This is a genomic window from Variovorax sp. CCNWLW225 (assembly GCF_037204045.1).
Classification (GTDB): domain Bacteria; phylum Pseudomonadota; class Gammaproteobacteria; order Burkholderiales; family Burkholderiaceae_C; genus Variovorax.
This window is the reverse complement of record NZ_JBBCBV010000002.1, coordinates 19,416-45,366: the sequence shown is the minus strand read 5'-3', so window position 1 is coordinate 45,366 and position 25,951 is coordinate 19,416. Positions and strand designations below refer to the sequence as shown.

Genomic DNA, 25,951 nt, shown 5'->3' with positions numbered 1-25,951 from the left:
ACCTTCAACCGCTTTCGTTCCCACCCCGGAGATGAAGGATGCCCACGTGTACGGCATGGCCGCGTACGACAAGCTGGTGGCCGAGGCGGAGGCCGACTACAGCGGCTACTGGTCGCGCCTTGCGCGTGAGTTCCTGAGCTGGAAAACCCCGTTCACCCAAGGGCTCGACGACAGCCAGGCGCCCTTCTTCAAGTGGTTCGAAGACGGCACGCTCAACGTGTCCTACAACTGCCTCGACCGCCAGGTGGAGCGCGGCCTGGGCGACAAGACCGCGATCGTCTTCGAAGCCGACGACGGCCAGGTCACCCGCGTCAGCTATCGCGATCTGCTCGCGCGCACCTGCCGCATGGCCAATGCGCTGAAGGCGCGCGGCGTGAAGAAAGGCGATCGCGTCGTCATCTACATGTCGATGAGCATCGAGGGCGTGGTCGCCATGCAGGCCTGCGCGCGCATCGGCGCCACGCATTCGGTGGTGTTCGGCGGCTTCTCGGCGCAGAGCCTGCGCGACCGAATCCAGGATGCCGGCGCGGTGATGGTCGTCACCGCCGACGAACAGGTGCGCGGCGGCAAGCAGCTTCCGCTCAAGGCCATCGTCGACGAAGCCCTTGCACTGGGCGGCTGCGAGAGCGTGAAGAACCTCATCGTCTACCGCCGCACCGGCGGGCCCATCGCATGGGTTGCCTCGCGCGACCGCTGGCTGCACGAAGAAACGCAAGCGCAGCCGGAGACCTGCGAGCCCGAATGGGTGGGCGCCGAGCATCCGCTGTTCGTGCTCTACACCTCGGGATCGACCGGCAAGCCCAAGGGCGTGCAGCATTCCAGCGGCGGCTACCTGCTGCATGCGGCGCTCACGACCCAATGGACCTTCGACCTGAAGCCGGACGACGTGTTCTGGTGCACCGCCGACATCGGCTGGGTCACGGGTCATACCTACATCGCCTACGGCCCGCTGGCGCTGGGCGCCACCGAAGTCGTGTTCGAGGGCGTACCCACGTTCCCGGACGCCGGCCGCTTCTGGAAGATGATCCAGGACCACAAGGTGAGCGTTTTCTACACCGCACCGACAGCCATCCGCTCGCTGATCAAGGCGGCCGAGGCCAACGAAGCCGTGCACCCGAAGCGCTACGACCTGTCGAGCCTGCGCATCCTGGGCTCGGTCGGCGAGCCGATCAACCCGGCCGCCTGGGAGTGGTTTCACCAGCATGTCGGCGGGGGCCGCTGCCCCGTCGTCGATACCTTCTGGCAAACGGAGACGGGCGGCCACATGATCACGCCGCTGCCGGGCGCCACGCCGCTGGTGCCGGGCTCGTGCACCCTGCCTTTCCCGGGCATTGCGGCGGCCATCGTCGACGAGACCGGCGCCGACGTGCCCAACGGCCAGGGCGGCATCCTGGTTGTGAAGAAGCCCTGGCCGAGCATGATCCGCACGATCTGGGGCGACCCGGAACGCTTCAAGGCAAGCTACTACCCGCCGGAACTCAAGGGCTACTACCTCGCGGGCGACGGCGCCATACGCGATGCGAAGACGGGCTATTTCACGATCACCGGCCGCATCGACGATGTGCTCAACGTATCGGGCCATCGCATGGGCACGATGGAGATCGAATCGGCGCTGGTGTCTTGCACCGCCCTGGTGGCCGAAGCCGCGGTGGTCGGCCGCCCCGATGACACCACGGGCGAGGCGATCTGCGCCTTCGTCGTGCTGAAGCGCACGCGCCCCACCGGGGACGAAGCGAAGAAGATCGCGAACGAACTGCGCAACTGGGTCGCCAAGGAGATCGGCCCCATCGCCAAGCCCAAGGACATCCGCTTTGGCGACAACCTGCCCAAGACCCGCAGCGGCAAGATCATGCGCCGGCTGCTGCGGTCCGTGGCCAAGGGCGAGGCCATTACCCAGGACACATCCACGCTGGAGAATCCGGCCATCCTGGAGCAGTTAGCGGAGCGGAACTGAGGGCGCCATCACGGCTCCGGCCGCCTCCATAGCCAGACGGCAACCACGGCCATGAGCAGCGGCGCGCCGATCTTCACGGCAATGTGGGCGCTGGTGGCAAGCAGCACGGCCGAACTGAAGGCCATCATCCAACTGGCCGCCCACTTTGCGCGGCGCGGTACGCAGCCTCCCTCCCGCCATTGCCGGATGTACTTGCCGTAGCGCGGGTGCCCGACAAGCCACTGCTCCAAGGCCGGCCAGCCGTGTCCGCCGGCCCAGGCGGCGGCAAGCAGAAAAGGCACCGTGGGCAGAACAGGCAGAAAGACGCCGAGCAGGCCAAGAGCGACCAGCAACAGCGCCAGCACACGCCAGAGCAGTTTCGCCACCGAAGCGCCGAGCCGCTTCAACGGGCGCCTCCTCTGGAATGCTCTGACGAAAACGAGGGTTGCAGCATTGGCCGATGGTAGGCCACGGCCGATGGAAAGGCCGGCCTGAGCTGCGACGCCCAGCTGAAAAGGGCGCCGGCCCAACTCAGGCGGCAGGCAGCGCTGCACTGGTATCCAGCGCCCAGATGCGTGCGAGCAGCGCGCCAGCACGTTCGCTCCCGATCACGGGCGACGCCAGTTCGAGAAACTTGCCCTCCAGTTCGCCGTCGGTCAACGCCTGCTCGGGGTCGCCCTTGCGGTTGGGCTGAAGATGTTCGAGACGGCGCCCGTCGCGGGTGTGGATGACAACGCGCGCTGCGCGTTGTCCCGGAAATGCCGCATCCAGTTCCGGATCGACGGCCAGGTCCATGCGCTCCATCAGCGCGCGCGTCCCCGGGTCCGCCAGCCGGGTCGGCTCGTACGCCGCCAGGCGCACGCTGCCATGCGCCAAGGCCGTCGCCACAACGTAGGCGAGGCTGAAGCGCGCTTCGTTGGCCGTGGCCGGATGCGTGTAGCAGGCGATGTCGAGTGCGGGGCGGTAAGTTGCCACCTGCACGCGCTCTATATCGGCGGCTTCCAGGCCATAACGCTGCTTCAGTTCCAGCGCGCCGTCGATAGCGGCAAAGGTGTGGCCGCAGCCGATGTGGTTCTTGAAGGTCAGCCGCGTGATGTGAAAGTCCTGCCCCAGCGTCGCGCCGGCCTGCGACCAATCCGGGCCACTGCTCATGGCTTGGCCCAGGCCGATTTCTCCGTCCAATACGTCGAGCGAGCCGGTCACGCCCCGCGCCGCAAGCTGCGCCGCGAGCACCCCCGCCTCGGCGGCCCGGCCCGCATGCAGCGGCTTGGACATCGAGTCCATGCGGAACGCCTGTTGCAGGCCGGCAGTGAAAGTGGCGGCCGTTGCCAGCGAGTGCGCAAAGGCCGCTTCGTCGAGCGACATCAGGCAACCGGCGGCGGCCGCGGCGCCAAAGCTGCCGATGGTGCCGGTGCTGTGCCAATACTTGTAGTGCGCGCGGCCCATGACGACACCGATGCGCGTCGACACTTCATACCCCAGGACGACACCACGCAAGAACTCGATCCCGCTGGCGCCCGCATCCTGGCCGGCGGCCAGGGCGGCCGCAATGGTCGCGGCGCCTGGGTGGTACATGGCCTCGCGGAAACTGTCGTCCACTTCTGCCGCATGGGCAGCCGTTCCGTTGATGAGCGCCGCCGCGCGCGCTGTCGCCGGCCGGCCGAGAATGAGCGAAGCCCGGCCGCAGCCGAGGTCATCGGCCAGGACTTCTTCGAGCTGCCGAACAGGTGCAGCCGCCAGGCCGGGGAACACGGAGGCGTACCAATCGAGCACCGCGCGCTTGGCGTGATGGATGACCTCGGGAGGCAGCGGCTGCCGATGGAAATCGGCTGCGTAGCGGGCAAATATTTCTGTCGCGTGCATATCAACTCTCCGAAGACGCGAGCACCACCACCCCGTCGGCGGCGCACACGCCCTGCCCCTGCGGCAGCACGAAGATCGGGTTGATCTCCGCTTCGAGCAAGCGGTTGCCGAGCTGGGCCGCCATTTGCGAGAAGGCGACGATCGCATCGACCAGCGCGTCGACATCGGCCTTGGGGCGGCCGCGAAAGCCGTCGAGCAAGGGCCATGTCTTCAGCTCGCGCGCCATCGAAAGCGCCTCCTCGCGGCCGAGGCCCCCTTGAGCAGGAAGCAGCCGCATCGCGGTGTCCTTGAACAGCTCGGCGGTGATGCCGCCCATGCCCAGAAGAATGGCCGTGCCCAAGGCGTCGTGGTGCACGCCCAGGATCAGCTCGGTGCCGCCGCCGACCATTTCCTGCACCAGGAAGCGCTGGGGCCGCACGCCAGTCTTGCTCTCGACCTCGGAGGCCATCGCCAGCAGGCGCGCGCCCACCGTCTCGGCCGTCATGTTCACGGCAACGCCGCCGACGTCGCTCTTGTGCGTGATCTCGGCCGAAAGAATTTTGAGCACGACGCGTCCGCCCAGTTCGCGGGTCGCGCCTTCGGCCTCCGCCGGCATGGTCACGACCCGCTCGCGCGCGCAGGGCATACCAAAACGGGTGAACAGCTGCTTGGCTTCTGCTTCGTCGAGGGAGCCCTCGGGCAGATGGTCGATGCGCACGTCGGCCGCAGGCTCGCTGGGCAGCTTCGGCTCTTGCCAGCTGCTGGCATTCAGCATGGCGCCGAGCGCGCTGGTGCAGCTTTCGGCAGCCGCAAATGCCGGCACGCCGCGCTGCGTGAGCAAGGCCGCCACTTCGGGTGCGTGCGGGCTCACGTAGGCGATCACCGGCTTGTCCGAATTGGGAAGGCAGTCCTGGATGGCACCCGCCATCAGCTCCGGCATGGCCAGGCTGGAGGAGCCGACGATGATCGCCAGCGCGTCGTAGCTCGGGCTCTTGAGCAGAACGTTGATGGCGCCGCGCAGCAGGTCGGGTTGCAGGCCGGCCAGGGTCACATCGATGGGGTTGCGGTCGAGCACGGCGTGGTCGCCGCTCTGCAATGCGCGCAGGGCCTCGGCCGTTGCGGCGTCCGGCGCGGGCGTCTCGAATCCTCGCATGCCCAGGTCGTCCGAAACCAGGGTTCCCGCTCCGCCGGTCGAGGTCAGGATGGCCACACGCTTGCCGCGCAGCTTGCGGCCCGTGGCCAGTGCGACCGGAATGTCGAGCAGGTCGCCGAAGGTCTGGGCGCGAATCACGCCAACCTGCCTGAACAACGCGTCATACATGCTGTCGGCGCCCGCCAGTGCGCCGGTATGCGACACGGCAGCCTTGGCGCCGGCTTCGGAACGGCCGATCTTGAATGCCACCACCGGTTTGCCCGCGCGAGCCGCCTTCAATGCAGCGGCCCGAAATTTCTCGGCGTTGCGGACGCTCTCCACGTACAGGGCAATGACTTTCGTGCCCGGGTCGTCGGCCAGGTGGTCGACAAAATCGGCCAGGTCCAGATCGACTTCATTGCTGGTCGAGATCAACTTCGACAAGCCGATGCCGCGAGCCGCAGCACGCGAAAGCAGCGCACCCAGAATGCCTCCGCTTTGCGAGACCACGCCGATGCCGCCGACCGGAAAGTGGTCCATCTCGAGTGCGCCGCTGGCAGAAAGCACGATGTTGTCGGTCAGGTTGACCAGTCCGATGGTGTTGGGACCGAGGATGCGCATTCCGCCCGCCGCCTCGATGAGTTGCTGCTGGCGCCGTGCGCCCTCCTCTCCGGTTTCCGTGTAGCCGCTGGCAAGCACGATGGCCGCGGCCGTGCCCTTGGCCGCGAGTTCGCGCACAGCCTGATGCGCCCGCTCCGCGCCCAGCAGCACGATGCCCACATCGGGTGTGCCGGGAATCGAGGCGATGTCCGGGTAGCAGGCCAGGCCGCCGACGGAGTCGACGCGCGGATTGACCGGGTAGATCTCGCCCGTGAATCCGTGCTTGCGCAAATAGGCCACGGGCCGGCCGGCGGTCTTGGCCGCATCCGCCGATGCGCCGATCACCGCAACGCTGCGCGGCTGGAGCAGCCTGGCGATGGCGTTCATCTCAGTCATTTCGTCATCCCGTTCTTTGCACTGCTCTTGGCCAGGAAGGCCATCACCGATTCGCGGTGCTCTGTGCTGGTGTAGCAAATGCCCTGCGCCTGGCTTCCCTGTGCAAACACCTGGTGCGCGGAGAGTTCGAAGCTCTGGTTGAGGATCGTCTTTCCAAGGGCCAGCGCGGTGGCCGATCCCTTGCTCATCTCGGCCGCCCAGCGCTGCGCATCGGCAACGAGTGTTTCGGCACTCGCCTGGCGATCGGCAATGCCGAGGCCGATGGCCTCTTCGAGCTCGACCTTCCGGCCGCTGAAGATCAGCTCCTTGGCTTTCGAGAGGCCGACCCGGCGCGGCAGGAAGTACATGCCGCCGCCATCGGGAACGATGCCGCGATTGATGTACGACCACGTGAAGCTTGCCGCATCGGAAGCGATGATGAAATCGCACGCCAGCGCCGTGTCCGCCCCCAGGCCCGATGCCGCACCATTGACCGCAGCGATCGTCGGCTTGGGCATGGTGTGCAGCAGCGACTGGGTGTGGTGCACGCGCTGCTGGCGGCTCCAGCCATTGAAGCCGACCTCGCCCGCCGGAGCCTGCATGCGCCGCTCCATTCCGGCAACGTCTCCGCCGGCGCAAAAGCCCTTGCCGCGCCCCGTGAGCACCAGCGCGCGAATCGACTTGTCGTTGGCCACATGCTCCAGCGCCGCGATGAATTGCGTGCGCATGTCGTCGCTCATGGCATTGCGCTTTTCGGGCCGGTTCAGCCACAGGGTGGCGATGCCGGCTGCAACTTCGAGCTCGATCAGTTGTTCATCAGTCATTTCGCCGTTCCTCCATTCGTTTGTTCATTCATTCGTTGGTGATGTTGTTTTCCTTGACGACCTTGCGCCAGCGCGCTTCCTCGCCCTTGGCGTACTTGTCGAAGTCCGCCGGCGAGCCCGCGTTGATCACAAGGCCCTCTCCTTCCACGCGCTTGCGAAAGGCCTCCGTCTGCACGGCCTTCCTGGCCGCAGCGTTCAGGCGCGCGACGACATCTGCGGGAGTGCCCGCCGGCGCATACAGGCCGTACCAGCTGTCGGCCACGTAGCCGGGTACGCCGCTTTCGGCAATCGTCGGCACCTTGGCAAGAGCATGGGCCGGTGATCGCGTGGCCGTGGTTACCGCGAGCGCGCGCAGCTTGCCGTTTTCGATGAAGGTGCCCACCGCCGCGGCGGTTGCGAACATGACATCCACCTGGCCGCCCATCAAATCGTTCATGGCCGGACCGGCACCGCGGTAGGGAATGTGGGTGATGTTCGTCTTCGTCAGGTTCCTGAACAGTTCGCCGGCAAGGTGCGCCGAGGTTCCCGCGCCTTGCGATGCGAACGACAGCTTTCCCGGGTTCGCCTTGGCGGCGTTGACGACGTCCTGCACCGACTTGAGCGGGCTTTCCGCCCGCACCACCAGCACGTTCGGCGACACCCCGACGAGCATGACCGGTGCAAAGGCCTTCTCATGGTCATAGGGCAGCTTGCTCTGGATGCTGGGGTTCACCACATGCGCCACGGTGGCCATCACCAGCGTGTAGCCGTCGGGCGGAGCCTTTGCCACCGCGTCCGTTCCGATGATCGTGCCGGCGCCAGGCTTGTTGTCGATGATGATGGGCTGGCCCAGCTCCTGGCCCATCGCAATGCCCATGGTCCGTGCGACGAGGTCGGTGCCGCCGCCGGGTGCGAACGGCACGACGATCTTGACGGGTTTGTCGGGAAAGGCTGCGAGCGCCGCCGTCGAAAAAGTCGCGGCTGCCGCTGCGGTCGAGAAAAGAACCAGGGCGGTCCTGAAGCGTGCCCAGAGCAGGCGTTTTTGCATGGTTGTCTCCAATTGGAATAAGGGCGGAAAGAAGCAGGATCGATGGCGGATCGGTCTTCTCATCGAGTGCATCGAGCTTAGGTTTTCAATGCGTCTCGCGCAGCCCCCTATTTCCAAGCAGTGGAATTAAACTGGAGCCCTTTCCTTCAGTCCTGAAACTCGTGCCCACGCCCGCCAGACGCCAACATTTCGAAGAGCCGACGCTCAACCGCTCGCTGGAGCGCGGAATCGAGATCCTTCGGGCCTTCAGGCCCGGTGCCGATCTGCTGGGAAACGGAGACATCGCCGAGCGCACCGGGCTTTCGCGCGCCACCGTCAGCCGCCTGACCCAGACACTCGTCGAAACCGGAATGCTCGAACACGACCGCAGCCTTCGGGCCTACCGGCTTGCCGCGCCGGTATTGAGCTTTGCCCACGCCATGCGGGCCGGCTCCCCGGTGTTGAACACGGTTGCTCCGCTGATGCGGACCCTGGCGGAAAAGCTTCGCATCAACGTCGGCCTGGCTGTCGCGGACCGCGACGAGATGGTCTACCTCGAATCGGTGCGCTACAACCGCAAGGTTTCACTGCGCAACGTGGTTGCGGGCCAGCGGGTGCCAATGGAGCTCACGTCGCTCGGCCGGGCTTACCTGGCGGTCGCCGAAGAGCCCAGGCGGCGTGCCCTCATGGCGCAGTTCCGCGAAAGGCGCGAAAGCGGCTGGAACCGGATTCGCGACGAGATCCGGAGCGCGGCCCGAAGCGTGGCCGAGCGCGGCTTTTGCGCGGCGGCCTGGCAACCGGAGGTGGTTGCCCTTGCCACGCCGCTCGTGGCGGAAGGCCGGCCTGTCTACGTGCTGAACGTGAGCATCACCACAAAGGCCGATATTGCCGAGGCCGAGGCGATGCTCGCAGGCCCGCTGCTCGCGCTTTCGGCGGATGTGAAGGCCGCGCTCGCTAGTTCCTGCTAGTCGATCCTGATGTTGGCTTCCTTCACCGCCTGGCCTATCTTCGAAAGGTCCTCGCGAATGAGCTTCCTGAACTGCTCGGGATTCGACTTGGCGGGAACGAAGGAAAGCTCCGTGAACTTGGCCTTGAGCGCGGGAGTGTCGACCGCCTTGGCAATTTCTGAATTGAGCCGGTTCGTCACGGCCTCTGGCATGCCTGCCGGCCCCCAGATGCCATACCAGGAGAGAAGTTCGAAACCAGGAATGCCGCTCTCGGCCACGGTGGGTACGTCTGGCATGCTGGCAACGCGGGTCTTGCTGGTGATGGCTATCGCACGCAAGCGTTCGCCCTGCACGAACGAGCGCACGCCGGGCATCGGCGAAACCGCCGCCGACACGTGGCCACCAACCACGTCCGTCAACTGCGGAATCGCGCCTTTGTAGGCGATGATTTCCATGTTGAGCTTCAGCGCCCGGTTGATCATTTCCTCGCTCAGGTGGCTGGTCGTTCCCAGGCCCGAGGTCGCCCAGGTGTATTTGCCGGGGTTGGCCCTGACCAGCGCGGCAAACTCGCCGAGGTTCTTTGCGGGAACATCGTTGTTTACCGCCACGAGAAGGGGCACATAGCCGATCTGCCCGACAGGCGTGAAGTCCTGCTCCGCGTCGTAGGTCTTCTTTGCCACCACGAGGGGCATGTAGACCTGGCTCGACGCGTTGAACAGCAAGGTATAGCCGTCGGCCTTGGCCTTCTTGACACTCAACGAACCGAGCACACCCGAGGCGCCGGGCAGGTTCTCGATGACGATGGGCTGGCCCAACTGCCTCTGCAACTGGTCGGCAACCATGCGTCCCACCGTATCGATCGATCCGCCCGGCGTGTAGGGAATGACCATCTTGATGGGCTTGTTCGGGTATTCGCTTGCCGCACATAGCTGGGCACCTGCGAAGGCGGCGCCCAGCAACACGAATTTTGCGAATGAAGCAGTTTTCTTGAACATGGAGTGTCTCCTTGGATTTGCATGGCCTTGAACAGATAGGGCGTCACGCGGAATAGATCGCGCGGGCAAAGACCGCGATGGCGTCGCTCATCGCCTGCGGTTGTTCTGGGGCCATGGCATGCCCCGCATCGCGAATGACCTGCACAGTGACCCGGTCGCCCAGATATGGCTTCATGACATTCGGGATCACCACGGCATCGTGCTCAGCCTGCAGGTCCAGGATGGGCACGCTGTCACCGCCAGAGAAATAGTCATCGACCGGCGTCATCTCGCGCGCCCTGCCCTGTGCCTCGTGTGCCGCGGGATACCAGCCATCGAGCCATACGGCCGGGTCATGGCCCGGTGCAAAGAAAGCCTTGCGAAGGCATTCCAGCCGCCGTTCGATTGGAAGGCTCAGGTCGCCGGCTCCGTCGATCTCGTCACGAAGCCGGCTGTACGGCTTTTCGGTGGACCCCGGAGGAAGCTTTCCCGCAGAGGCCGCGGCCATGACGATGCCGCGCACCAGGTCGGGCCGATCGGCCGCGAGGGTGCGCGCCGGCTGGCTGCCCCACGCATGCCCCACGACGACGATGCGGCCGGTTGCCTCATGGTCGAGCACCGCGGCGACGTCGCGGGCAAAGTCGTGAAGGGCCAAGTTCTCCATGGGGCCGCGGCTCGAGCCCACGCCTCGAGGGTCGGGGCGCAACACGCGGAACCCCGCGGCTGCCAGCTTGGCGGCGACTTCGTCGTAGTCACGTCCCGAGCGTGCAAGCGACGGAAGAATGCAGATGACCGGGCCTCGGCCTTCGTCGCTGAATTCGATCTGCACCTCTGCACCCGAAGGGGGCGAGCGATACGCGATGAGCTTGCGCTGCAGTGGCGCCGTACGCGCCGGATTTGTTTGGGTTTCGGTGGACATGGAGGCGAGTTTCCCCGGCACTGCCATCACCGGTAAGGGCATGGAACCTATATCAGCTATGCCTGGCGGCTATGCCCCTCTCTCCGTCTCTTCTGGTCAATAGCGCTGGCGAAAGTCCAGTTCCTGCAGCAGTTGCGCTGTCCCTCGGGTGAGCCGGGTTGCGGGGCGCGCCTTGGGAGTGGCGAGTACCAGCGCATTCCAGATCGCTGGTGGCCCGATGGGCGCACGGGGCAGCAGCTCGTCGCCAGGCGAGCCCAGCGCGCTCTCGGGAAGCACGGTGCAGCCCACGCCCGTTTGCACGAGGGAGATGACGGTACGAACCGCACCCACCTCGGCGAGCACCTTCAGCTGGATGCCGCGTGAACCAAGCACCGAGTCGAGCAGATGCCGGATTGCGTTGGGGGCACTCGGCAGCACCATCGGGTAGTTGGCAAGCGCAGCCAGGCCGACCCGCGGCGGCAGCTTGCTCTTGGGCGGCGCAACCAGCAGGAGCTTTTCGCGCATCAGCGGCTGGAACGCGAGCTGCGGCGACGTTGCCGGGTCGAAGAGAAGTGCCAGGTCGAGCTTGCCCGCGAGGAGCGACTCCCGAAGCGCGACGCTCAACCCTTCGAGCACCGTAATCACCGCGCGCGGAAACCGTTCGCGAAACCTCTGGACCAGCGGTGTGCTCAGACCCAGTGCCACCCGCGGCGGCATTCCCACGATGATCCGGCCGCCGGGGCTTTCATCCATTTCCTGAAGCTCGTCTCGCGCTCGCCGCGAAATGTCGAGCATTGCCCGCGCATGGACGAGCAAGGCATCGCCCGCTTCGGTGGGGGACACGCCGCGCCCGGTTCTTACAAGCAGGCGCTGCCCGAGATCGGCTTCCAGCAATGCAATTTGCCTGCTGAGGCTGGGCTGCGCAAGGTTCAGTTCTGCGGCGCCGCGGCTGAAACTGCCCGCGTCCGCCACGGTCACGAAGTAGAGCAGCTGGCGAAGTTCCATAGCCAATGAGCATAGCTGATATAGGAGCGATGTCCTTACGAGGGCGCAGTGGCTTCGCGACACTGGCGCCATGACAACCACCCTGCCCCCGCGCGCGTGCAACGCCCACTGCCATGTCTTCGGGCCACGTGCGCGCTTTCCCTACGCACCCGATGCGACCTTCGTTCCGAAGAAAGATGCTCCCAAGGAGCAGTTGTATGCGCTGAACGACAGCCTCGGCCTGGAACGCTGCGTGGTCGTGCAGTCGGCCTGCCACGGCTTTGACAACCGCGCGACCGAAGATGCCGTCGCCTCCCGCCCGGCGAGCTATCGCGGCATCGCGCTGCTGCCGACCGACGTTGAGGACGCCGAGCTGAAACGTCTCGATGCAGCGGGCTTTCGCGGTGTCCGTTTCAACTTCATGGGGCACCTCGGACGGCACACGCCCATTGAAGATGTGTTGTCCCTGGCGGGCCGGTTCGCGTCGCTCGGCTGGCACCTGCAGATTCACGGCGACCCTGCTTTGCTGACTGAGCTCGGACCGGCATTGCGGCGCTGCCCCACGCCCGTGGTGATCGACCATATCGGCCGCATCGACGCGGCGCTCGGCGTGAACCAGCCCTATTTCCAGGCCTTGCTGAAGCTCATGGCCGATGAGCGCTTCTGGGTCAAGGTGAGCGGCATGGACCGCATCACGCGGCTAGGCCCGCCTTATGCCGATGCCCAACCGTTCGCGCGGATGCTGGTTGCGGAGTTCGGCAGCCGGGTGGTCTGGGGCAACGACTGGCCGCATCCCAACCACGCAGGGCCGGTACCCGACGAGCAGCAACTGGTCGACCTCATCGCAAAGATCGCGCCCACGCCGTCCGCGCGCGACGCGCTGCTGGTGCACAACCCTGAACGCCTTTATCAATTCGGAGACAACACATGAGCCTTCGCTTCAAGGACAAGATTGCAATAGTCACGGGCGCCGGATGCGTTGGCGCCGGCTGGGGCAACGGCCGTGCCATTGCGGTGCGGCTCGCGGAGGAAGGCGCCAAGGTGCTGGCGGTCGACCGCGACCGCGCGCGGCTGGACGAAACGCTTGAACTGGCCGGCGAAGCGCGCGACTCCATCACGCCCTGGGTGTGCGACGTGACCAGCAGCGAGAGCGTTGCCGCCATGGCTGCGGCATGCGTGAAGACTTACGGGACCATCGACATCCTGGTCAACAACGTCGGCGGCTCCGCTGCCGGGGGCCCCGTCGAGCTCTCCGAAGAGGTGTGGGACTCGCAGGTCGACATCAACCTGAAGAGCGTGTTCCTCACCTGCAAGCATGTGCTGCCGACCCTGCTTGCCAAAGGGGCCGGCGCCATCGTCAACATCGCGTCCACCTCGGGCCTGCGGTGGACCGGGAGCGCGCAGGTCGCGTACGCCGCCACCAAGGCCGGGGTGATTCATCTCTCGCGGGTGGTGGCGGTGCAGCATGCCGCGCAAGGCGTGCGCGTCAACTGCGTCGTGCCCGGCCAGCTGCATACGCCGATGGTCGAGACCCGCCTGGCCAAGCAGCGTGCGGGCGGCGACGTCGAAGCCCTTCTGGCCCAGCGCCAGAAGCGCATTCCGATCGGCTTCATGGGCGACGGCCGCGACACCGCCAGTGCGGTGCTGTATCTCGCCAGCGACGAGGCCCGGTTCATCACGGGCACCGAGCTCGTCGTGGACGGCGGCATGACGGCGCGCTGCGACTGAACGATCAAGCAACCAACCCAACAGAACGAAGAGAGACATTCACAATGGTCAAACGGTATCTGCTCACCGTCGCTCTTTCCGCCGCCCTGGCGGCCACCGCCCACGCCCAACCCAAGACGACGCGGATCGTCGTCTCGTTCACTTCCGGAGGTCCGGTCGACGCCGTCGCGCGCGCCATGTCCGAGCAATTGGGCAAAGAGCTGGGGCGCACGGTCATCATCGACAACAAGCCCGGCGCCAATGGCGCGATCGGCGCGGTCGATGTCATGAAGTCGGCCCCCGACGGCGGAACGCTGTGGTTCACCAGTGTCGGGGCGGCGGCCATCAACTCTTCGCTCTACGACAAGCTCCCCTACGACATGCAGCGCGACTTTGCGCCGGTCTCCCTGGTCGTCAACAACGTCGAGCTGCTGGTCGCGCAGCAAGGCAACCCCGCCAGGGACGCGGCGGAATTTGTCGCGGCAACCAAGAAAAAGGCCGACCCGACGCCGATGGGCTCGTCGGGCACGGGAAGCATTCCTCACCTGGCCATCGAGCAGCTGGCCGACTCGACCGGCGCCAAGCTGCTCCACATACCCTACAAGGGTGCCGCGCCCGCGATCGCCGACCTCATGGGCGGGCAGGTCAGCGGTTTCTTCGGCGACGTGCCGGGCCTGCTCGGGCATCTGCAAGGCGGCAGGCTCAAGGCGCTCGGCGTTGCATCGAGCAAGCGCCACCCTTCCCTGCCTGACGTGAAGACGCTCGAGGAGCAAGGCATCCGCGGCGTGGACACCAACAACTGGTACGCCCTTTTTGCCCCGGCCAAGACGCCGCCGGACGTGATTGCGGCGCTCAACAAGGCGGTGCGCAACACCTTGGCCGAGCCTGCCGTGCGAGAGAAGCTGCTGAAGACAGGTACGGAGCCCGTCGGATCGACTCCCCAGGAACTGGCGGCCATCCAGAAGCAGGATTCCGACAAATGGGCGAAGCTGGTGCGCGCCAAGAACATCAAGGCCGAATGATGACTAACACCTCCATTCGTGTTCCTCTCGTTCAGCCAGGCACGCGGCCTGAACTGGCCGAAGTCGAAGCCCGAATCATGGCCGAGCGCGGCCGCGTGTCGCTGCTCTATCAGGTGCTGCTCAACAGCGGGCCGATCGCATCCGGCTGGGAACGCATGCTTACCGCGGTTCGCAACCAGACCGGCGTGCCCGCCGATCTTCGCGAGCTGATGATTCTTCGCGTGGCGGTACTCAACGGCGCCAGCTTCGAGTTCGACGCCCACGTGCCTCATGCGCAGAAGGCGGGTCTCAGCATGGAGAAGATCGACGCCGTCCGAGACGCTTCGATTGCAGACGTATTTGCGCCTCTTGAGCGCCTTGCTCTTGAGCTGACCGATGCGATGACCCGCGACATCAAGGTGCCCGATGCGCTCATGGCCAGGGTCCAGCAGCATTTCGACCCGAAGGGCGTGGTCGAGGTGGTTGCCACCGTTGCCGCGTACAACATGGTGTCGCGCCTGCTCGTGGCGCTCAATGTCGCGCACTGACGAGAGCGGCAAATGAAAGATCTCTGGCTTTTCAAGCATGATGCCGCGACCGGCGCGCTGCCTGACGCCGTCCACCTTGCACCCGGCACGCAATGCTGGCAGTCGCTGGAAGGCCCCTGGACTTACGTGTACGCACCGGACGGCGCCGATCTGGAAAGGCATGCCACGGGGTCAGGCACATCGCGGCACCGGTTGCGGTGCCTTCAGATGCTCGATGGCGCGTCTGCGGGCCAGGGCGCGCCCTATCACTACATCGTCGAAACCGATGTGCTGGCGGGGCACGAAGACGACTTGAACGCCTGGTATGCGCAGGAGCATCTGCCCGGCCTGGCTTCCGTTCCCGGAACGGTACGCGCAGCGCGCTACCTCGACGCAACGGGCTCTCCGCGCTATTACGCTTGCTACGACCTCGCGAGTCCAGACGCCCTGGGCAGCCCCGCATGGCTAGCCGTTCGCGCAACGGCGTGGAGCGCAAGGGTCCGGCCGGCTTTCCGGAACACGCGGCGAACGATGTTCCGCCGGGGCTGAGTTGCCGAGTCTTGCTTGCCTAGAGCTCCAGCACCAACCGCCCCTCGCAAGCACGCGAACAGCAGGCCATCATCCGTGTGTTGGCCTCTCGCTCAGGGCGGGTCAGCACCATGTCGCGATGGTCCACCTTGCCGGACAGCACCCGCACTTCGCACGAACCGCAAAGGCCCTCCTCGCAGTCACTCTGCACATCGACGTTTGCCGCGCGCAAGGCGGACAGCAGTGTCTGGTCCGGCGGCACGGTGACGACCAGGCCTGAATCCTTCAGCTCGACTTCGAACGCATGTTCCTTCGAAGGGTCCAGCGTGGCCAGCGTCGATTCGAAATGCTCGACGCGCAAGGCGCCTTCGGGCCATGCGGTGCAACAGCCTTCGAGCGCCTGGAGCATCCGCAGCGGACCGCAGGCATAGACCTGGGCACCAGGCACCGGTTCGGCGAGCAGCGACGGCAGATCGCAGCGTCGGCCTTCGTCGCCCGCATAGACGTGCAGCCGTTCGCCGTGCAACGCCGCAAGCTCGTCCAGAAAGGCCATGTGCTTGCGGCTGCGGCCGCTGTAGTGCAACTCGTAGTCGATGCCCAGCGCCTTCGCGCGGCGCGCCATTGCGCTCACGGGCGTGATGCCGATACCGCCCGCGATGAAGATCGCCTTCTTCAGCGACTCGTCGAGGCGGAAGTGATTGCGAGGCCCGCGAATGCGCAACCGGTCGCCGGCCTTCACCTGCGCGTGCACCCAGGCCGATCCGCCGCGGCCTTCGGGCTCGTGCAGCACCGCAATCTCCAGCACGCCGGCCTCGTCCGGGTCACCGCAAAGAGAGTACTGGCGCGACAGCTCGGGCGAGCCGCATTCCACGTCGATGTGCGAACCCGCGGTCCAGCGCGGCAGCGGCTTGCCGTCGGGCGACACGAGGCGCAGCTTGACCACGCCTTCGGCCACGCGTGTCACGCACTCCACCACCACAGGCCGCGACACGGCGTGCCGCGAAGTTTCGCCGACGCGCACCGGCAACTGCGCCTCTCGCAGCGCCGGGTTCCGGCGTTCGGGGTTGGCCGCGGGGTCCCACTCGACCCACAGGTGCTCGGGTCCGCGGAACGAGGTGTTCGGCACATAGGTGAAGCGCTGCTCCGCAAGCCGCATGTGCGGCAGCCGCCGCGTGAACTCCGAGAGGAAGACCTGCATTTCCATGCGCGCAAGGTTCTTGCCCATGCACTGGTGCGACCCGTAGCCGAAGGTCAGGTGGTCGCTCGCGTTGTCTCGGCGGATGTCGAACAGGTCGGCGTCGGCAAAATGCGCCTCGTCGTGGTTGGCCGACGAGGTGACGATCAGGAGCCGCGATCCCGCCGGCAAATCGACGCCGCCCACCTGCGTGTCCCTGGTGACAAGGCGCCGCCACGCGGCCACCGATCCGTTGTGCCGCAGGCACTCTTCCACCGCGTTGGGAATGAGGCCCGGGTCTTCGCACAGCTCCTGCCACGCCTTGGGGTGCTGCAGCAGCAGCTTCACCGCGTTGGCGGTGGCATTGGCGGTGGTTTCGTGCGCGGCCACAATGCCGGCCATCATCATCGAGTGCAGGTACGAATCGGTCACCACCTCCGGGTACTGCTTCTGCTTGCGGATGCCGTATTGCATCCAGCCGGGCGCATCGGGGTCTTGCCGCATCTTCTCGAGCACCTTGCCGGCGTACTGCCAGAAATTGCCCACTGCATGCGCCACGGCCACCTGCTCCTCCGGCTTGGGCCGGCCCCAGGTGTTGACGGTGTGCGCAATCGAGTATTTGCGCAGCGTGTCCATGTCTTCCTCGGGCACGCCAAGGAAATGCAGCGCCACGGTCAGCGGAATTTCCCACAGCATCTGGTCCACGAGGTCGGCCTTGCCGTCGTCGATGAAGCGGTCGACATAGGTGCGGGCCAACTCTCGCACCATGGGCTCGTGGTGCTTGAGCGCCTCGGGCGTGAACGGGTCCATCAACACGCGGCGGCGCGGCATGTGGGCGGGCTCGTCCTCGTTCACGAGCGTGCGGTTCAGCGCAAAGCCATAGGAGGCGAGCACGGCATTGGCCTCGTCGCTCGTAGGCGTGATTTTCTCCAGCGCATTCGAGGGGCTGAAGGTGATGTTGTCGCGAAACACCGCCTTGATGTCGTCGTAGCGCGTGATCACCCAATAGCCGAGCTTGGGGCTGTAGAAGATCGGCTCCTTCTCGCGCGCCCAGCGCACGTACTCGGGAGGGTCCTGCTGGTAGCCGTCTTCGAAGGGATCGAACTCGGCGGCGCGCGCGCTCACGGGGCAGCCGGTGGGCGTGCGCTCTGCCGACAGCGGCCCGTGCGCGACAGGACAGCCCGGCGAACGCGAGGGAATGGCGGTATCTGACATAGGCGGTGTTCCCCGGTCGCGTCAGTCGAGCGTGATCTTCAGATCGCGAATCAGCTTGTGCCAGCGCGCCGTCTCGCTCTTGAGCAGCGCGGCATATTGGGCGGGCGTGTTGGCCACGGGCTCGACGCCGAAATCGACCATGCGCGTGCGCACCGAGGGCTCGTTGATCGCCGCCACCAGTTGGCGATTGAGCGTGTTCACCACCTCCGGCGGCGTGGCCGAAGGCACCACCACGCCGACCAGCGCCGCAGCTTCGACGTTCTTGTAGCCGAGCTCGGCAAAGGTGGGCACGTCGGGCAGTTGCGGCAGGCGCGTGGGGTTGGCCACCGCCAGCGCGCGGACCTTGCCGCCCTTGATGAAGCCGGCACCGGCCGCCAGGTCGACCATCATGGCCGGCAGCTGTCCGCCCACCACGTCGGCCAGCGCCGGCGCGGCACCGCGGTACGGCACGTGAACCATGAACAGGCCGGCCTCCACCTTGAGCAGTTCCATCGCCAGGTGATGCGGGCTGCCCGCGCCTGCCGAGGCGTAGCTCACGTCGCCGGGCTTGGCCTTTGCCTTGGCGATGAAGTCCTTGGCCGTGGCAATGCCGGAGTTGGCACCGACCACAAGGATCATCGGGAACTTGCCCATCAGCGTGACGGGTGCCAGGTCCTTGGTGGGGCTGTACGAAAGCGACTTGTACAGCGCCGGATTGAACACCAGCGTGCCGTTGTCGGCCGACAGCACGGTGTAGCCATCGGCCGGCGCGCGTGCTGTTTCAGCCGCAGCCAGCGCGGTGTTGCCGCCGGGCTTGTTGTCTACCAGCACTGGCTGGCCCACCTGGGTGGAGAGTGTCTGCGCCACCGTGCGCGCCAAGAAGTCGGAGCCGCCACCTGCCGCATAGGGAACGAGCCAGCGGATCGGCTTGGCCGGAAAAGTCTGGGCGCTGACGCCGGCCGCGGCAAGAAGGGAAAGAGCAGCAAGGCACCGGACAAGACGTTTTTTCATGGGGGAGTCTCCAGTTAGCGTAGTTTCGTATTGCGTAAATATCATACGCATTGCGTAATGATGTACTTTCAGGGCTAACCCTGCATCCGAGCGCTCCCCTTGCCGCCCAGCCCCAGCAACTAACATCAAGTGCACATGACCAAAGCCCTGGAGCCTTCTTCCCTTCCTCCCGCAACCCGCGAGCGCCGCCAGCGCGTGCAATCGGCCGAGACGGGCATGGCAGTGCTCAAGGGCCTCGCCCACCTGGGCGGCCGCAGCAGCCTCACCGCACTCTCGGCCCATGTCGCCGAAAGCCCGGCCAAGGTGCACCGCTACCTTGCCAGCCTGATGGAGGAAGGCCTGGTGCTGCAGGATGCCGTCTCTCAGCACTACTACCTGGGAACCGAAGCCATCCAGATCGGCCTGGCCGCCATGCGCCAGGCCGACCCGATTCGCGCGGCCGAGCCCTGCCTGGTGCGGCTGCGCGAGTCGCTGGAGGTCACTTGCTTTGTCGCCGTCATGGGCAACAAGGGGCCGACCATCGTGCGCTTCGAGGAGCCGGGCCTGCCCGTTACGGTGAACGTGCGCGCCGGCTCGGTGATGTCGATCCTCTGGTCGGCCACGGGCCGCGCGTTCCTGGGCCTGCTCGACGAGTCGCGGGTGCTCGCACTCGCCGAGCAGGAACTCGCCGAATCGCCTGAAGACATGCGCGCCACGCTCGATGCGGCCGACCCCATCGGACAGCTGCGCCGCGACGTGCAGAAGGCGCACTGCGCGAGCGTGAAGGACACCTACCTGCGCGGCATCAGCGCCGTGGCAGCGCCGGTCTACGACTACGCGGGCCGCGTGTGCGCGGTGCTGACGGCACTGGGAGCGACAGGTGGCTTCGACCCCGCCATCGACGGCCCCATTGCCACCGCGGTGCGGCAGGAAGCCCGCGCGGTCAGCGAGCTGCTGGGCTACCGCAAACCCGGTTAGCGGCCAATGCGTCTTGCTATTCCTCTTCGTGCCCCCGGTACTGCCCCGTCAGCGTCTGCTGAACCCCCGGCGGCACGGCTTCGTAGTGCGACAACGCGATGGTGTAGCGACCCTGGCCGCTGGTCATTGCATTGAGCCTTGACTGGTAGTTGGCGAGTTCGGCCATGGGCACATGCCCACCGACGCTCACGGTGCCCGCCCCGACATCGGACGTACCGGTGACCACGCCGCGCCGCGCGGACAAGTCGCTCGTGACATCGCCGACGGAATGCTCGGGCACGTCGATTCCTATCTGCACGATCGGCTCGAGCACCACGGGCCGGGCCTCGCGGATCGCGGCCATGAAGGCCTTGCGGCCGGCGGTCGCAAAGGCGATGTCCTTGCTGTCGACGCTGTGGTGCTTGCCGTCGTACACCACCACGCGCACATCGACCACTGGGTAGCCCGCAATGGCACCGCTCGCCAGCACCTCGCGCACGCCCTTCTCCACCGCGGGAATGAACTGGCCCGGAATCGCGCCGCCGCGCACCTCGTCGGCAAACTGAAAGCCGGCACCGCGCGGCAGCGGCTCGATGCGCAGGAAGACCTCGCCGAACTGGCCCGCGCCGCCGGTCTGCTTCTTGTGGCGGTGGTGGCCCTCGGCCGGCGCGGTCACGGTTTCGCGGTAGGCAATGCGCGGTGGCCGCGTCAACACCTCGAAGCGGTACACCTCGCGCAAACGCTCGAGCACGATGCGCAGGTGAAGCTCGCCAAGTCCGTAGAGCACCGTCTCGTTGGTGGCGGCCACATGCTCGATGCGAAGGCACGGGTCCTCGGCGGCGAGCTTGCCGAGGATCTCCCACGCGCGCTGTTCGTCGCCATGGCGCTTGGGCTCTACCGCCAGGCCATGCACCGGCACCGGAAACGCGAGTGGCGCGAGATGAACATGGCTGTCTTCCGCGGCGTCGTGCAGCACGGCATCGAAATGAATCTCGTCGACCTTGGCCACCGCCACGATGTCGCCCGGCACCGCATGCGACACCTCCACATGGTCTTTGCCCTGCAGCATGAACAGGTGCCCCACCTTGAAGGGCTTGCGGCCATCGCCAATGTAGAGCTGGCTGTCGCGCGTGAGCGTGCCCTGGTGCACGCGAAATATGCCCATCTTGCCGACGTAGGGGTCGACCGTGACCTTGAACACATGCGCCAGCACGTGCAGCGAAGGATCGGGCCGGACTTCCATCGGCCTGGCCTCCGCGCCCTCGCCAAGCAGAAACTCCGGCGGATTGCCTTCGGTGGGATCGGGCAGCAGCTTGACGATCACGTCCAGCAGCTCGGCCACGCCGGCGCCGCTGCGCGACGAGACGAAGCACACCGGTATCAGGTGGCCTTCGCGCAGCGCCTGCTCGAGCGGCGCGTGCAGTTCCGCCGGGTCCACGTCGCCCTCCTCGAGGTAGCGATCGACAAAGGCCGAATCGACCTCGACCACCTGCTCCACCAGCGCGCGGTGCGCTGCTTCGACGGGGCCGAAGTCGGAGCGCCCGAAGCGGTTGAAGAAACAGTCGACCACCTGCCTGTTGACTCCGTCGGGCAGGTTCAGCGGCAGGCATTCGCGGCCGAAGGCTGCGTGGATATCGGCCAGCAGGCCCTGCAGCGAAACACCCTGCGAGTCGATCTTGTTGACGATGATCATGCGCGTGAGGTGGCGCGACGCCGCGTACTCCATCATGCGCACCGCCATCGGCTCGATGCCCGTGGCGGCGTTGATCACCACCGCCGCAGTCTCGACGGCCTCCAGTGCCGGCAGGCTCTGGCCGAGAAAGTCGGAGCCGCCGGGCGTGTCGATGAGGTGGATGCGCGTGCCGGCGTGCTTGAGGTGCATTACCGATGCGTTGAGCGAATGCAGCATGCGGCGCTCGAGCGGGTCATGGTCGCTGACGGTGCTGCCGCGTTCGATGCTGCCGCACGCGCCGATGGCACCCGCCTTGTGCAGCAAGGCCTCGGCAAGGGAGCTCTTGCCCGCGGCGGCGGGCCCGACGAGCGCCAGCGTTCGCACTGCTTCCATTTCGGCCGCGAGGCCGTTCGATCGGCTTGGCATGGCGTGGACTCCTTGGCGTCCGGGAGGCCGGCCCGGCGGCCTGCACAGGCTCGGGCACCGCGTGTGAACGCTGAGAGTCAGCCTACGGGATTGGCACTGCCGACGCAACGGCGCCAACCCCGGCCGGCTTTCGTTCGCAGGCAATGGTGAGAAAACGTGCAGCCCTACCCATCAACTCATACGTTGTCCTACAACTATGTAACTACTGGCGATACTTTGAAGCGAATTTCTTCGCAACTCCCGATTGACGTGGCATTGAAGCTGCCCGAATAATCCGCGCGCCGCGTCGTAAGACAACTGATGTCGTATGACATCTGACGACACTGCCCGACGAACCCCGGACATTCGATCAATAAAGGGAAATGCCATGAAACGCCGACAGTTTGCAATTTCGGTCCTGTCTCCCGTCGCGCTGGCCGCCTGTGGCGGTGGCGGCAACGACGGGCCGACCTTCCCGATTCCTCTTCCGCCAGCACCACCGCCCCCTGCTCCCCCTCCCCCGCCAACGCCGCAAGCCACCGCCGCGGCAGGACTCAAACGCGCGGCAAGCTACATGGACGAAGTGGTCTCCTACAAGGGCGGCTATGTGTGGTCGTACTCGCCCGATCTCACGCAGACCTTCGGAGAAATGGAAGCCAAGCGCACCATGCTGTGGCTGCAGCCGCCCGGCACATCTTCCATCGGCCATATCTACCTCGACGCCTATCATGCGACCGGCGACGAGCGCTTCTACCAGGCGGCCGACCGCACGGCCAAGGCAGTTGCCGCGGCCCAGCACAGCTCGGGCGGCTGGAACTACATCTACGACTTCAACGGCGAGGCCTCGCTGCAGCACTGGTACGAAACGGTGGGCATGAACGGCTGGCGCCTGGAGGAGTTCCAGCACTACTACGGCAACGCCACCTTCGACGACGCCACCACCGCCGTCGCATCGCAGCTGATGCTGCGCATGTACCTGGAGAAGAAAGACCCGGTCTACCAGGCCGCGACCGAGAAGGCGATCAAGTTCATCACCGACGCGCAGTTCGGTCCCCAGTTCGGCATTGCCGACGGCGGCTGGCCGCAGCGCTTTCCGCACAACCCGAACGCGATCACGTCGATGCCCTTGCCCAACCCGCAGCAGCTGCCTGCCGGCGCGCGGGCGGGCATGGAAGACAGCGACTACACGCTGCACGTGACCTTCAACGACGACGTCATGGGCGAGAACATCAAGTTCCTGACCATGTGCGTGATGACGCTGGGACGCACCGAGCTGGTGGCCAACATCATTCGGGCGATGGATTGCATGCAGCGCATGCAGTGGACCTCGGGGGTACTGCCGCTGCAATCGGGATGGAGCCTTCAGCACCTGTCGCGTGAAACGAACGGCCGCCCGGCGGGCGCTCCGGCCGGTGCGCGCTCGTACGAGCCGCGCTCACTGGCGACGCACACCACGCAGACCAACATCCAGCAGCTGCTCGGCTACTTCACGCTCACCGGCGACAAGAAGTACCTGTCGCAGCTGCAAAAGGCAATCGACTGGCTGAAGTCGCCATCCATCCAGCTTCCGGCCGATGTCGCGACCATCAACCCGCTGCTGGCCGGGCGCAACGTGGCCACGTTCATCGAACTCGACACGAACGAGCCGCTCTTCGTTCACCGCTACGGCTCCAACATCCATAACGGCGCGTACTTTTTCGACAAGGACATCACCAACACGATCAGCCACTATTCGTCGGGCCGCTCGGTGAATGCCGCGGCGCTGCAAAAGCGCCTGGACGAACTCAACGCGATGACGCAGCCGCAGATCGATGCCATGGTTGCCAAGTCGCCGCTGCGGGCCACCACGCCCCGGCCGCTGCCAAAGTACTTTGCCGCCGTTCGCGAAGTGGATTTTCCGGACCTTTTCGAAGGCGCGGTGCTGAAGACGCCGGTGGTGCCCGAATCGGAAGTGCAGACGATCCTGGCCGCGCTGGTGGACGGCAACTACTGGACCGCGCCCGCGCCAGAGATCGTGAACCCGTACCGCGGCAACGGACCGACGACGCCGTACACCGGCACGGCGTACCGCAGCCGCCACGTGGGCGACATCTACGACACCTCGCCATATCCGGCCGATGCGCCGCCGGAGATCGAGCCGTACGTGAAGCGCGACAAGCCGCAGTTCATCGTCACGTCGAACTTCATCGCCCGCATGGGACGGTTGATCTCGTTCATCTCGCCGGTGGCCTGAGCCGGGCAGGCAATCACCTAGGGAGTGGGCGACCCGTCGCTCACCAGTTGCCAAAGAGCCTCTGCCACAGGGGCCATGTTTGCAGCCTGGCGGTAGAGCCGGATTTCCACCGGCACCCGCCAGGCGCCCTTGCCCGCATCGGCCAGCGCACCGCTGTGCAAGTCGTCCGCAACCAGGCTCATGGGCAGCCACGCAAGGCCCCGCCCTTCGAGCGCCATGGTTCTGAGCAGCGCGGCGTGGTGCGCCGTAAAAACCACCGAGAGCGACGAGGCAAAGTCTTTGCCGAACTCGCTGTCCTGTATCGCACGCATGATTCGCCCAAGGCCCGAGGCGTCGCTGTAGGCCAGCACCGAGGGCGCCTGCGCAGTGCCAAGCGCATGCTGCGGCATGCCCTGGGCATCCGGTGCCGACACCGGAACCAGCACGTCTTCGCTCAGCCGCAGAACCGGGTACTGCCCTTCGTCGAGCCGGCCCGGCGCGCCAACATGGCCATGGCACAGCACAAACTGCACGCGGCGCTGAAGCATCAGGTCTTCGCAGGCCTGCGAGCTGTCCGACATCGTCTGGATCGGTCCCAGGCTCAGCCGGCTTTCAACGCTCCCCAGCCAGCGCGGAAAGAAGGTCAGCGACAGCACATGCGTGGCGGCAAATCTCAGGCTTGCCGCGGCCATGTCGTGTGCCGCACGCGCCTTGATGCGGGCAGCTTCCAGGCCGGCCAGCAGCTCCTTCAGCAGCGGCTCAAAGCGCTTGCCGGCGGCCGTCAGCGCCGCGGGGTGCGCACTGCGGTCGAACAGGTCGACGCCCACCCACTCTTCCAGCGCGCGAATGTGCCGGCTGAACGCGGGCTGCGCGATGGAACGCACCTGCGCCGCACGCGAGAAATTGCCCGTCTCGGCCAAGGCAATGAAGTCTTCCAGCCATTCGAGATCGAGGGGGCGGTTGCCGGGGCCCATGTGCTGCGCAATCGGTTGAATAGTTGTATGCGATTCGAGTATTGGACGGTGCATGCCTCGCCGGCAAAAGATGCACCCATTCCTGCACCTTGAACCACAACGGAGACACAGCATGCCTTCCATCGCGAATTATCGCGGGATCATTCCCGCCATTTCCTGCCCCTTCACGGCCGACCACCGCATCGACGAGCCGGCGCTGCGCAAGCTCGCCTCATGGCTGGCGGGGCACGACGGCGTGGCGGCGATCATGACCAACGGCCACACCGGCGAGGTGTTTTCGCTGACGCCGGCCGAGCGCGCCGAGGTCACCCGCATCGTCGCCGACGAGTTGCGCGGACGCATGCCGGTGATTTCGTCCATCGTGTGCGAAGGCCTGGCCGAAGCCGCCGAGCATGCGCGCGCCGCGCAGGCCGCCGGCGCCGTGGCGCTGGACGTGATGCCGCCCCACCACTGGCTGCGCTTCGGCTTCACGCCGGGGCATGCGCTGCAGTACTTCGAGGCCATTCACCGCGCCGCGCCGGAGCTCGACCTGGTCTGCCACGTATACCCGGCCTGGACACGCGCCTCTTACTCTTCGCAGCTGCTGGCCGAGCTGGCGCGCTTGCCCTACCTGCAGGCCTTCAAGGTCGGGCAGCGCGACATGAACAAGTACGCCCGCGACATCCAGGCGATCCGCGAGGCCGATGCGTCCAAGGCCATTCTCACGTGTCACGACGAGTACCTGCTGGCCTCGATGGTGCAAGGCGTGGACGGTGCGCTGGTCGGCTTTGCCACCTTCATTCCGCAGTTGATCATCGACCTGTGGAACGCGGTGAAGGCCGGCGACCTGAAGAAGGCCATGGCCGTGCAGGCCCTCATCACACCGCTGAAAGACGCCGTGTATGGCGGCGGCGAGCCGACCGGAGAAGCGCACGCGCGCATGAAGGGCGGCATGTTCCTGGCCGGCGTGCTCGACAACGCCACGGTGCGCCCACCGACCGAGGCGCCGAACGAGCGCGAGATGGAGGCGCTGCGCGCCGCGGTGCGGCAAGCCGGTTTGTCGAAGCGCTGATCGAGCCCAAGCGGCCCGGCACTGCCGGTGCCCTCCCCCAAAAA

General features: G+C 66.1%; 22 protein-coding genes. 10 read left to right on the top strand and 12 right to left on the bottom strand.

The genetic code is table 11. The features are described 5' to 3' along the window. The first annotated feature begins 31 nt into the window (after positions 1-31). Positions 32-1,954: an acetate--CoA ligase gene (gene acs, locus V9L20_RS04875; RefSeq protein WP_443098555.1), complete on the top strand. Its 1,923-nt coding sequence runs from the start codon at positions 32-34 to the stop codon at positions 1,952-1,954. An 8-nt stretch (positions 1,955-1,962) separates the two neighbouring features. Here the strand turns inward: acs and V9L20_RS04870 are convergent, their stop codons facing one another. The 5 genes from V9L20_RS04870 to V9L20_RS04850 form a co-directional block, all read right to left on the bottom strand. Further along, the gene (locus V9L20_RS04870) at positions 1,963-2,340 is read right to left on the bottom strand and encodes a YbaN family protein (RefSeq protein WP_337295716.1); all 378 of its coding nucleotides are present in this window, start codon (positions 2,338-2,340) and stop codon (positions 1,963-1,965) included. Between the two features lie 124 nt (positions 2,341-2,464). Continuing rightward, a complete protein-coding gene (locus V9L20_RS04865; protein ID WP_337295715.1) occupies positions 2,465-3,796 on the bottom strand; it encodes an MmgE/PrpD family protein in 1,332 nt (443 codons plus the stop codon). A gap of 1 nt (position 3,797) precedes the next feature. After that, positions 3,798-5,903, bottom strand: a complete 2,106-nt coding sequence (locus V9L20_RS04860) for an acetate--CoA ligase family protein (RefSeq protein WP_337295714.1) — start codon at positions 5,901-5,903, stop codon at positions 3,798-3,800. Beyond that, positions 5,900-6,706: an enoyl-CoA hydratase/isomerase family protein gene (locus V9L20_RS04855; RefSeq protein WP_258506316.1), complete on the bottom strand. Its 807-nt coding sequence runs from the start codon at positions 6,704-6,706 to the stop codon at positions 5,900-5,902. The genes V9L20_RS04860 and V9L20_RS04855 overlap by 4 nt, the downstream gene beginning before the upstream one ends. Before the next feature lie 28 nt (positions 6,707-6,734). Further along, positions 6,735-7,733, bottom strand: coding sequence for a tripartite tricarboxylate transporter substrate binding protein (locus tag V9L20_RS04850; protein ID WP_337295713.1), 999 nt, complete (start codon positions 7,731-7,733; stop codon positions 6,735-6,737). Positions 7,734-7,894: 161 nt separating this feature from the next. Here V9L20_RS04850 and V9L20_RS04845 point away from each other — a divergent pair, with 161 nt between their 5' ends. Next, complete coding sequence (locus V9L20_RS04845) at positions 7,895-8,680, top strand: IclR family transcriptional regulator (protein ID WP_337295712.1); 786 nt, start codon at positions 7,895-7,897, stop codon at positions 8,678-8,680. Here V9L20_RS04845 and V9L20_RS04840 read toward each other — a convergent pair. The 3 genes from V9L20_RS04840 to V9L20_RS04830 all read right to left on the bottom strand — a co-directional run bounded on the left by V9L20_RS04840 (position 8,677) and on the right by V9L20_RS04830 (position 11,536). Then, complete coding sequence (locus V9L20_RS04840) at positions 8,677-9,654, bottom strand: Bug family tripartite tricarboxylate transporter substrate binding protein (RefSeq protein WP_337295711.1); 978 nt, start codon at positions 9,652-9,654, stop codon at positions 8,677-8,679. The two genes, V9L20_RS04845 and V9L20_RS04840, sit on opposite strands and share 4 nt — an antisense overlap. Positions 9,655-9,697: 43 nt before the next feature. After that, complete coding sequence (locus V9L20_RS04835; protein WP_337295710.1) at positions 9,698-10,552, bottom strand: alpha/beta fold hydrolase; 855 nt, start codon at positions 10,550-10,552, stop codon at positions 9,698-9,700. Between the two features lie 96 nt (positions 10,553-10,648). After that, positions 10,649-11,536: a LysR substrate-binding domain-containing protein gene (locus V9L20_RS04830; protein WP_281150838.1), complete on the bottom strand. Its 888-nt coding sequence runs from the start codon at positions 11,534-11,536 to the stop codon at positions 10,649-10,651. A 70-nt stretch (positions 11,537-11,606) separates the two neighbouring features. On the opposite strand from V9L20_RS04830, the gene V9L20_RS04825 reads away from it, so the two are divergent. Genes V9L20_RS04825 through V9L20_RS04805 form a run of 5 tightly spaced genes read left to right on the top strand, consistent with a single transcriptional unit; the run spans position 11,607 to position 15,299 of the window. Then, on the top strand, positions 11,607-12,446 hold the full coding sequence (locus tag V9L20_RS04825) for an amidohydrolase family protein (protein WP_337295709.1): 840 nt from the start codon (positions 11,607-11,609) through the stop codon (positions 12,444-12,446). Continuing rightward, positions 12,443-13,243 (top strand): SDR family NAD(P)-dependent oxidoreductase, encoded by an 801-nt coding sequence (locus V9L20_RS04820; RefSeq protein ID WP_281150840.1) that lies wholly within the window; start codon positions 12,443-12,445, stop codon positions 13,241-13,243. The genes V9L20_RS04825 and V9L20_RS04820 overlap by 4 nt, the downstream gene beginning before the upstream one ends. Before the next feature lie 44 nt (positions 13,244-13,287). Continuing rightward, on the top strand, positions 13,288-14,244 hold the full coding sequence (locus V9L20_RS04815) for a Bug family tripartite tricarboxylate transporter substrate binding protein (protein ID WP_337295708.1): 957 nt from the start codon (positions 13,288-13,290) through the stop codon (positions 14,242-14,244). After that, positions 14,244-14,771 (top strand): carboxymuconolactone decarboxylase family protein, encoded by a 528-nt coding sequence (locus V9L20_RS04810; RefSeq protein WP_281151579.1) that lies wholly within the window; start codon positions 14,244-14,246, stop codon positions 14,769-14,771. Before V9L20_RS04815 ends, V9L20_RS04810 begins: the two co-directional genes overlap by 1 nt. Positions 14,772-14,783: 12 nt before the next feature. After that, positions 14,784-15,299: a DUF4286 family protein gene (locus tag V9L20_RS04805; protein WP_281150842.1), complete on the top strand. Its 516-nt coding sequence runs from the start codon at positions 14,784-14,786 to the stop codon at positions 15,297-15,299. A 19-nt stretch (positions 15,300-15,318) separates the two neighbouring features. Here V9L20_RS04805 and V9L20_RS04800 read toward each other — a convergent pair whose 3' ends face one another. Together V9L20_RS04800 and V9L20_RS04795 are read right to left on the bottom strand one after the other, a co-directional pair. After that, positions 15,319-17,667, bottom strand: a complete 2,349-nt coding sequence (locus V9L20_RS04800; RefSeq protein ID WP_337295707.1) for a cytochrome P450/oxidoreductase — start codon at positions 17,665-17,667, stop codon at positions 15,319-15,321. Between the two features lie 21 nt (positions 17,668-17,688). After that, positions 17,689-18,657, bottom strand: a complete 969-nt coding sequence (locus V9L20_RS04795; protein WP_337295706.1) for a Bug family tripartite tricarboxylate transporter substrate binding protein — start codon at positions 18,655-18,657, stop codon at positions 17,689-17,691. Between the two features lie 135 nt (positions 18,658-18,792). Between V9L20_RS04795 and V9L20_RS04790 the strand changes: the two genes are divergently transcribed. Next, positions 18,793-19,614 carry an IclR family transcriptional regulator gene (locus V9L20_RS04790; RefSeq protein WP_337295705.1) on the top strand — a complete coding sequence of 274 codons (822 nt, stop codon included), beginning with the start codon at positions 18,793-18,795 and terminating at the stop codon, positions 19,612-19,614. Positions 19,615-19,630: 16 nt separating this feature from the next. On the opposite strand, the gene fusA is transcribed toward V9L20_RS04790, so the two are convergent. Continuing rightward, complete coding sequence (gene fusA, locus V9L20_RS04785; protein WP_337295704.1) at positions 19,631-21,691, bottom strand: elongation factor G; 2,061 nt, start codon at positions 21,689-21,691, stop codon at positions 19,631-19,633. Positions 21,692-22,058: 367 nt separating this feature from the next. On the opposite strand from fusA, the gene V9L20_RS04780 reads away from it, so the two are divergent. Further along, on the top strand, positions 22,059-23,903 hold the full coding sequence (locus V9L20_RS04780) for a pectate lyase (RefSeq protein ID WP_337295703.1): 1,845 nt from the start codon (positions 22,059-22,061) through the stop codon (positions 23,901-23,903). A 17-nt stretch (positions 23,904-23,920) separates the two neighbouring features. On the opposite strand, the gene V9L20_RS04775 is transcribed toward V9L20_RS04780, so the two are convergent. Beyond that, on the bottom strand, positions 23,921-24,856 hold the full coding sequence (locus tag V9L20_RS04775; RefSeq protein WP_337295702.1) for a LysR family transcriptional regulator: 936 nt from the start codon (positions 24,854-24,856) through the stop codon (positions 23,921-23,923). A gap of 112 nt (positions 24,857-24,968) precedes the next feature. On the opposite strand from V9L20_RS04775, the gene V9L20_RS04770 reads away from it, so the two are divergent. Next, entirely contained in the window at positions 24,969-25,907 is a 939-nt protein-coding gene (locus V9L20_RS04770; protein WP_337295701.1) for a dihydrodipicolinate synthase family protein, read from the top strand. Positions 25,908-25,951 lie beyond the last annotated feature (44 nt).

Bases quoted from the DNA above. Each gene is read 5' to 3' on its own strand.
- V9L20_RS04780 (WP_337295703.1), top strand. From the start codon at position 22,059: ATGAAACGCCGACAGTTTGCAATTTCGGTCCTGTCTCCCGTCGCGCTG.
- V9L20_RS04860 (WP_337295714.1), bottom strand. From the start codon at position 5,903: ATGACTGAGATGAACGCCATCGCCAGGCTGCTCCAGCCGCGCAGCGTT.
- V9L20_RS04865 (WP_337295715.1), bottom strand. From the start codon at position 3,796: ATGCACGCGACAGAAATATTTGCCCGCTACGCAGCCGATTTCCATCGG.
- V9L20_RS04810 (WP_281151579.1), top strand. From the start codon at position 14,244: ATGACTAACACCTCCATTCGTGTTCCTCTCGTTCAGCCAGGCACGCGG.
- V9L20_RS04850 (WP_337295713.1), bottom strand. From the start codon at position 7,733: ATGCAAAAACGCCTGCTCTGGGCACGCTTCAGGACCGCCCTGGTTCTT.
- V9L20_RS04770 (WP_337295701.1), top strand. From the start codon at position 24,969: ATGCCTTCCATCGCGAATTATCGCGGGATCATTCCCGCCATTTCCTGC.
- V9L20_RS04800 (WP_337295707.1), bottom strand. From the start codon at position 17,667: ATGTCAGATACCGCCATTCCCTCGCGTTCGCCGGGCTGTCCTGTCGCG.
- V9L20_RS04790 (WP_337295705.1), top strand. From the start codon at position 18,793: ATGACCAAAGCCCTGGAGCCTTCTTCCCTTCCTCCCGCAACCCGCGAG.
- V9L20_RS04830 (WP_281150838.1), bottom strand. From the start codon at position 11,536: ATGGAACTTCGCCAGCTGCTCTACTTCGTGACCGTGGCGGACGCGGGC.
- V9L20_RS04775 (WP_337295702.1), bottom strand. From the start codon at position 24,856: ATGGGCCCCGGCAACCGCCCCCTCGATCTCGAATGGCTGGAAGACTTC.
- V9L20_RS04855 (WP_258506316.1), bottom strand. From the start codon at position 6,706: ATGACTGATGAACAACTGATCGAGCTCGAAGTTGCAGCCGGCATCGCC.
- V9L20_RS04820 (WP_281150840.1), top strand. From the start codon at position 12,443: ATGAGCCTTCGCTTCAAGGACAAGATTGCAATAGTCACGGGCGCCGGA.
- V9L20_RS04795 (WP_337295706.1), bottom strand. From the start codon at position 18,657: ATGAAAAAACGTCTTGTCCGGTGCCTTGCTGCTCTTTCCCTTCTTGCC.
- acs (WP_443098555.1), top strand. From the start codon at position 32: ATGAAGGATGCCCACGTGTACGGCATGGCCGCGTACGACAAGCTGGTG.
- fusA (WP_337295704.1), bottom strand. From the start codon at position 21,691: ATGCCAAGCCGATCGAACGGCCTCGCGGCCGAAATGGAAGCAGTGCGA.
- V9L20_RS04805 (WP_281150842.1), top strand. From the start codon at position 14,784: ATGAAAGATCTCTGGCTTTTCAAGCATGATGCCGCGACCGGCGCGCTG.
- V9L20_RS04825 (WP_337295709.1), top strand. From the start codon at position 11,607: ATGACAACCACCCTGCCCCCGCGCGCGTGCAACGCCCACTGCCATGTC.
- V9L20_RS04840 (WP_337295711.1), bottom strand. From the start codon at position 9,654: ATGTTCAAGAAAACTGCTTCATTCGCAAAATTCGTGTTGCTGGGCGCC.
- V9L20_RS04835 (WP_337295710.1), bottom strand. From the start codon at position 10,552: ATGTCCACCGAAACCCAAACAAATCCGGCGCGTACGGCGCCACTGCAG.
- V9L20_RS04815 (WP_337295708.1), top strand. From the start codon at position 13,288: ATGGTCAAACGGTATCTGCTCACCGTCGCTCTTTCCGCCGCCCTGGCG.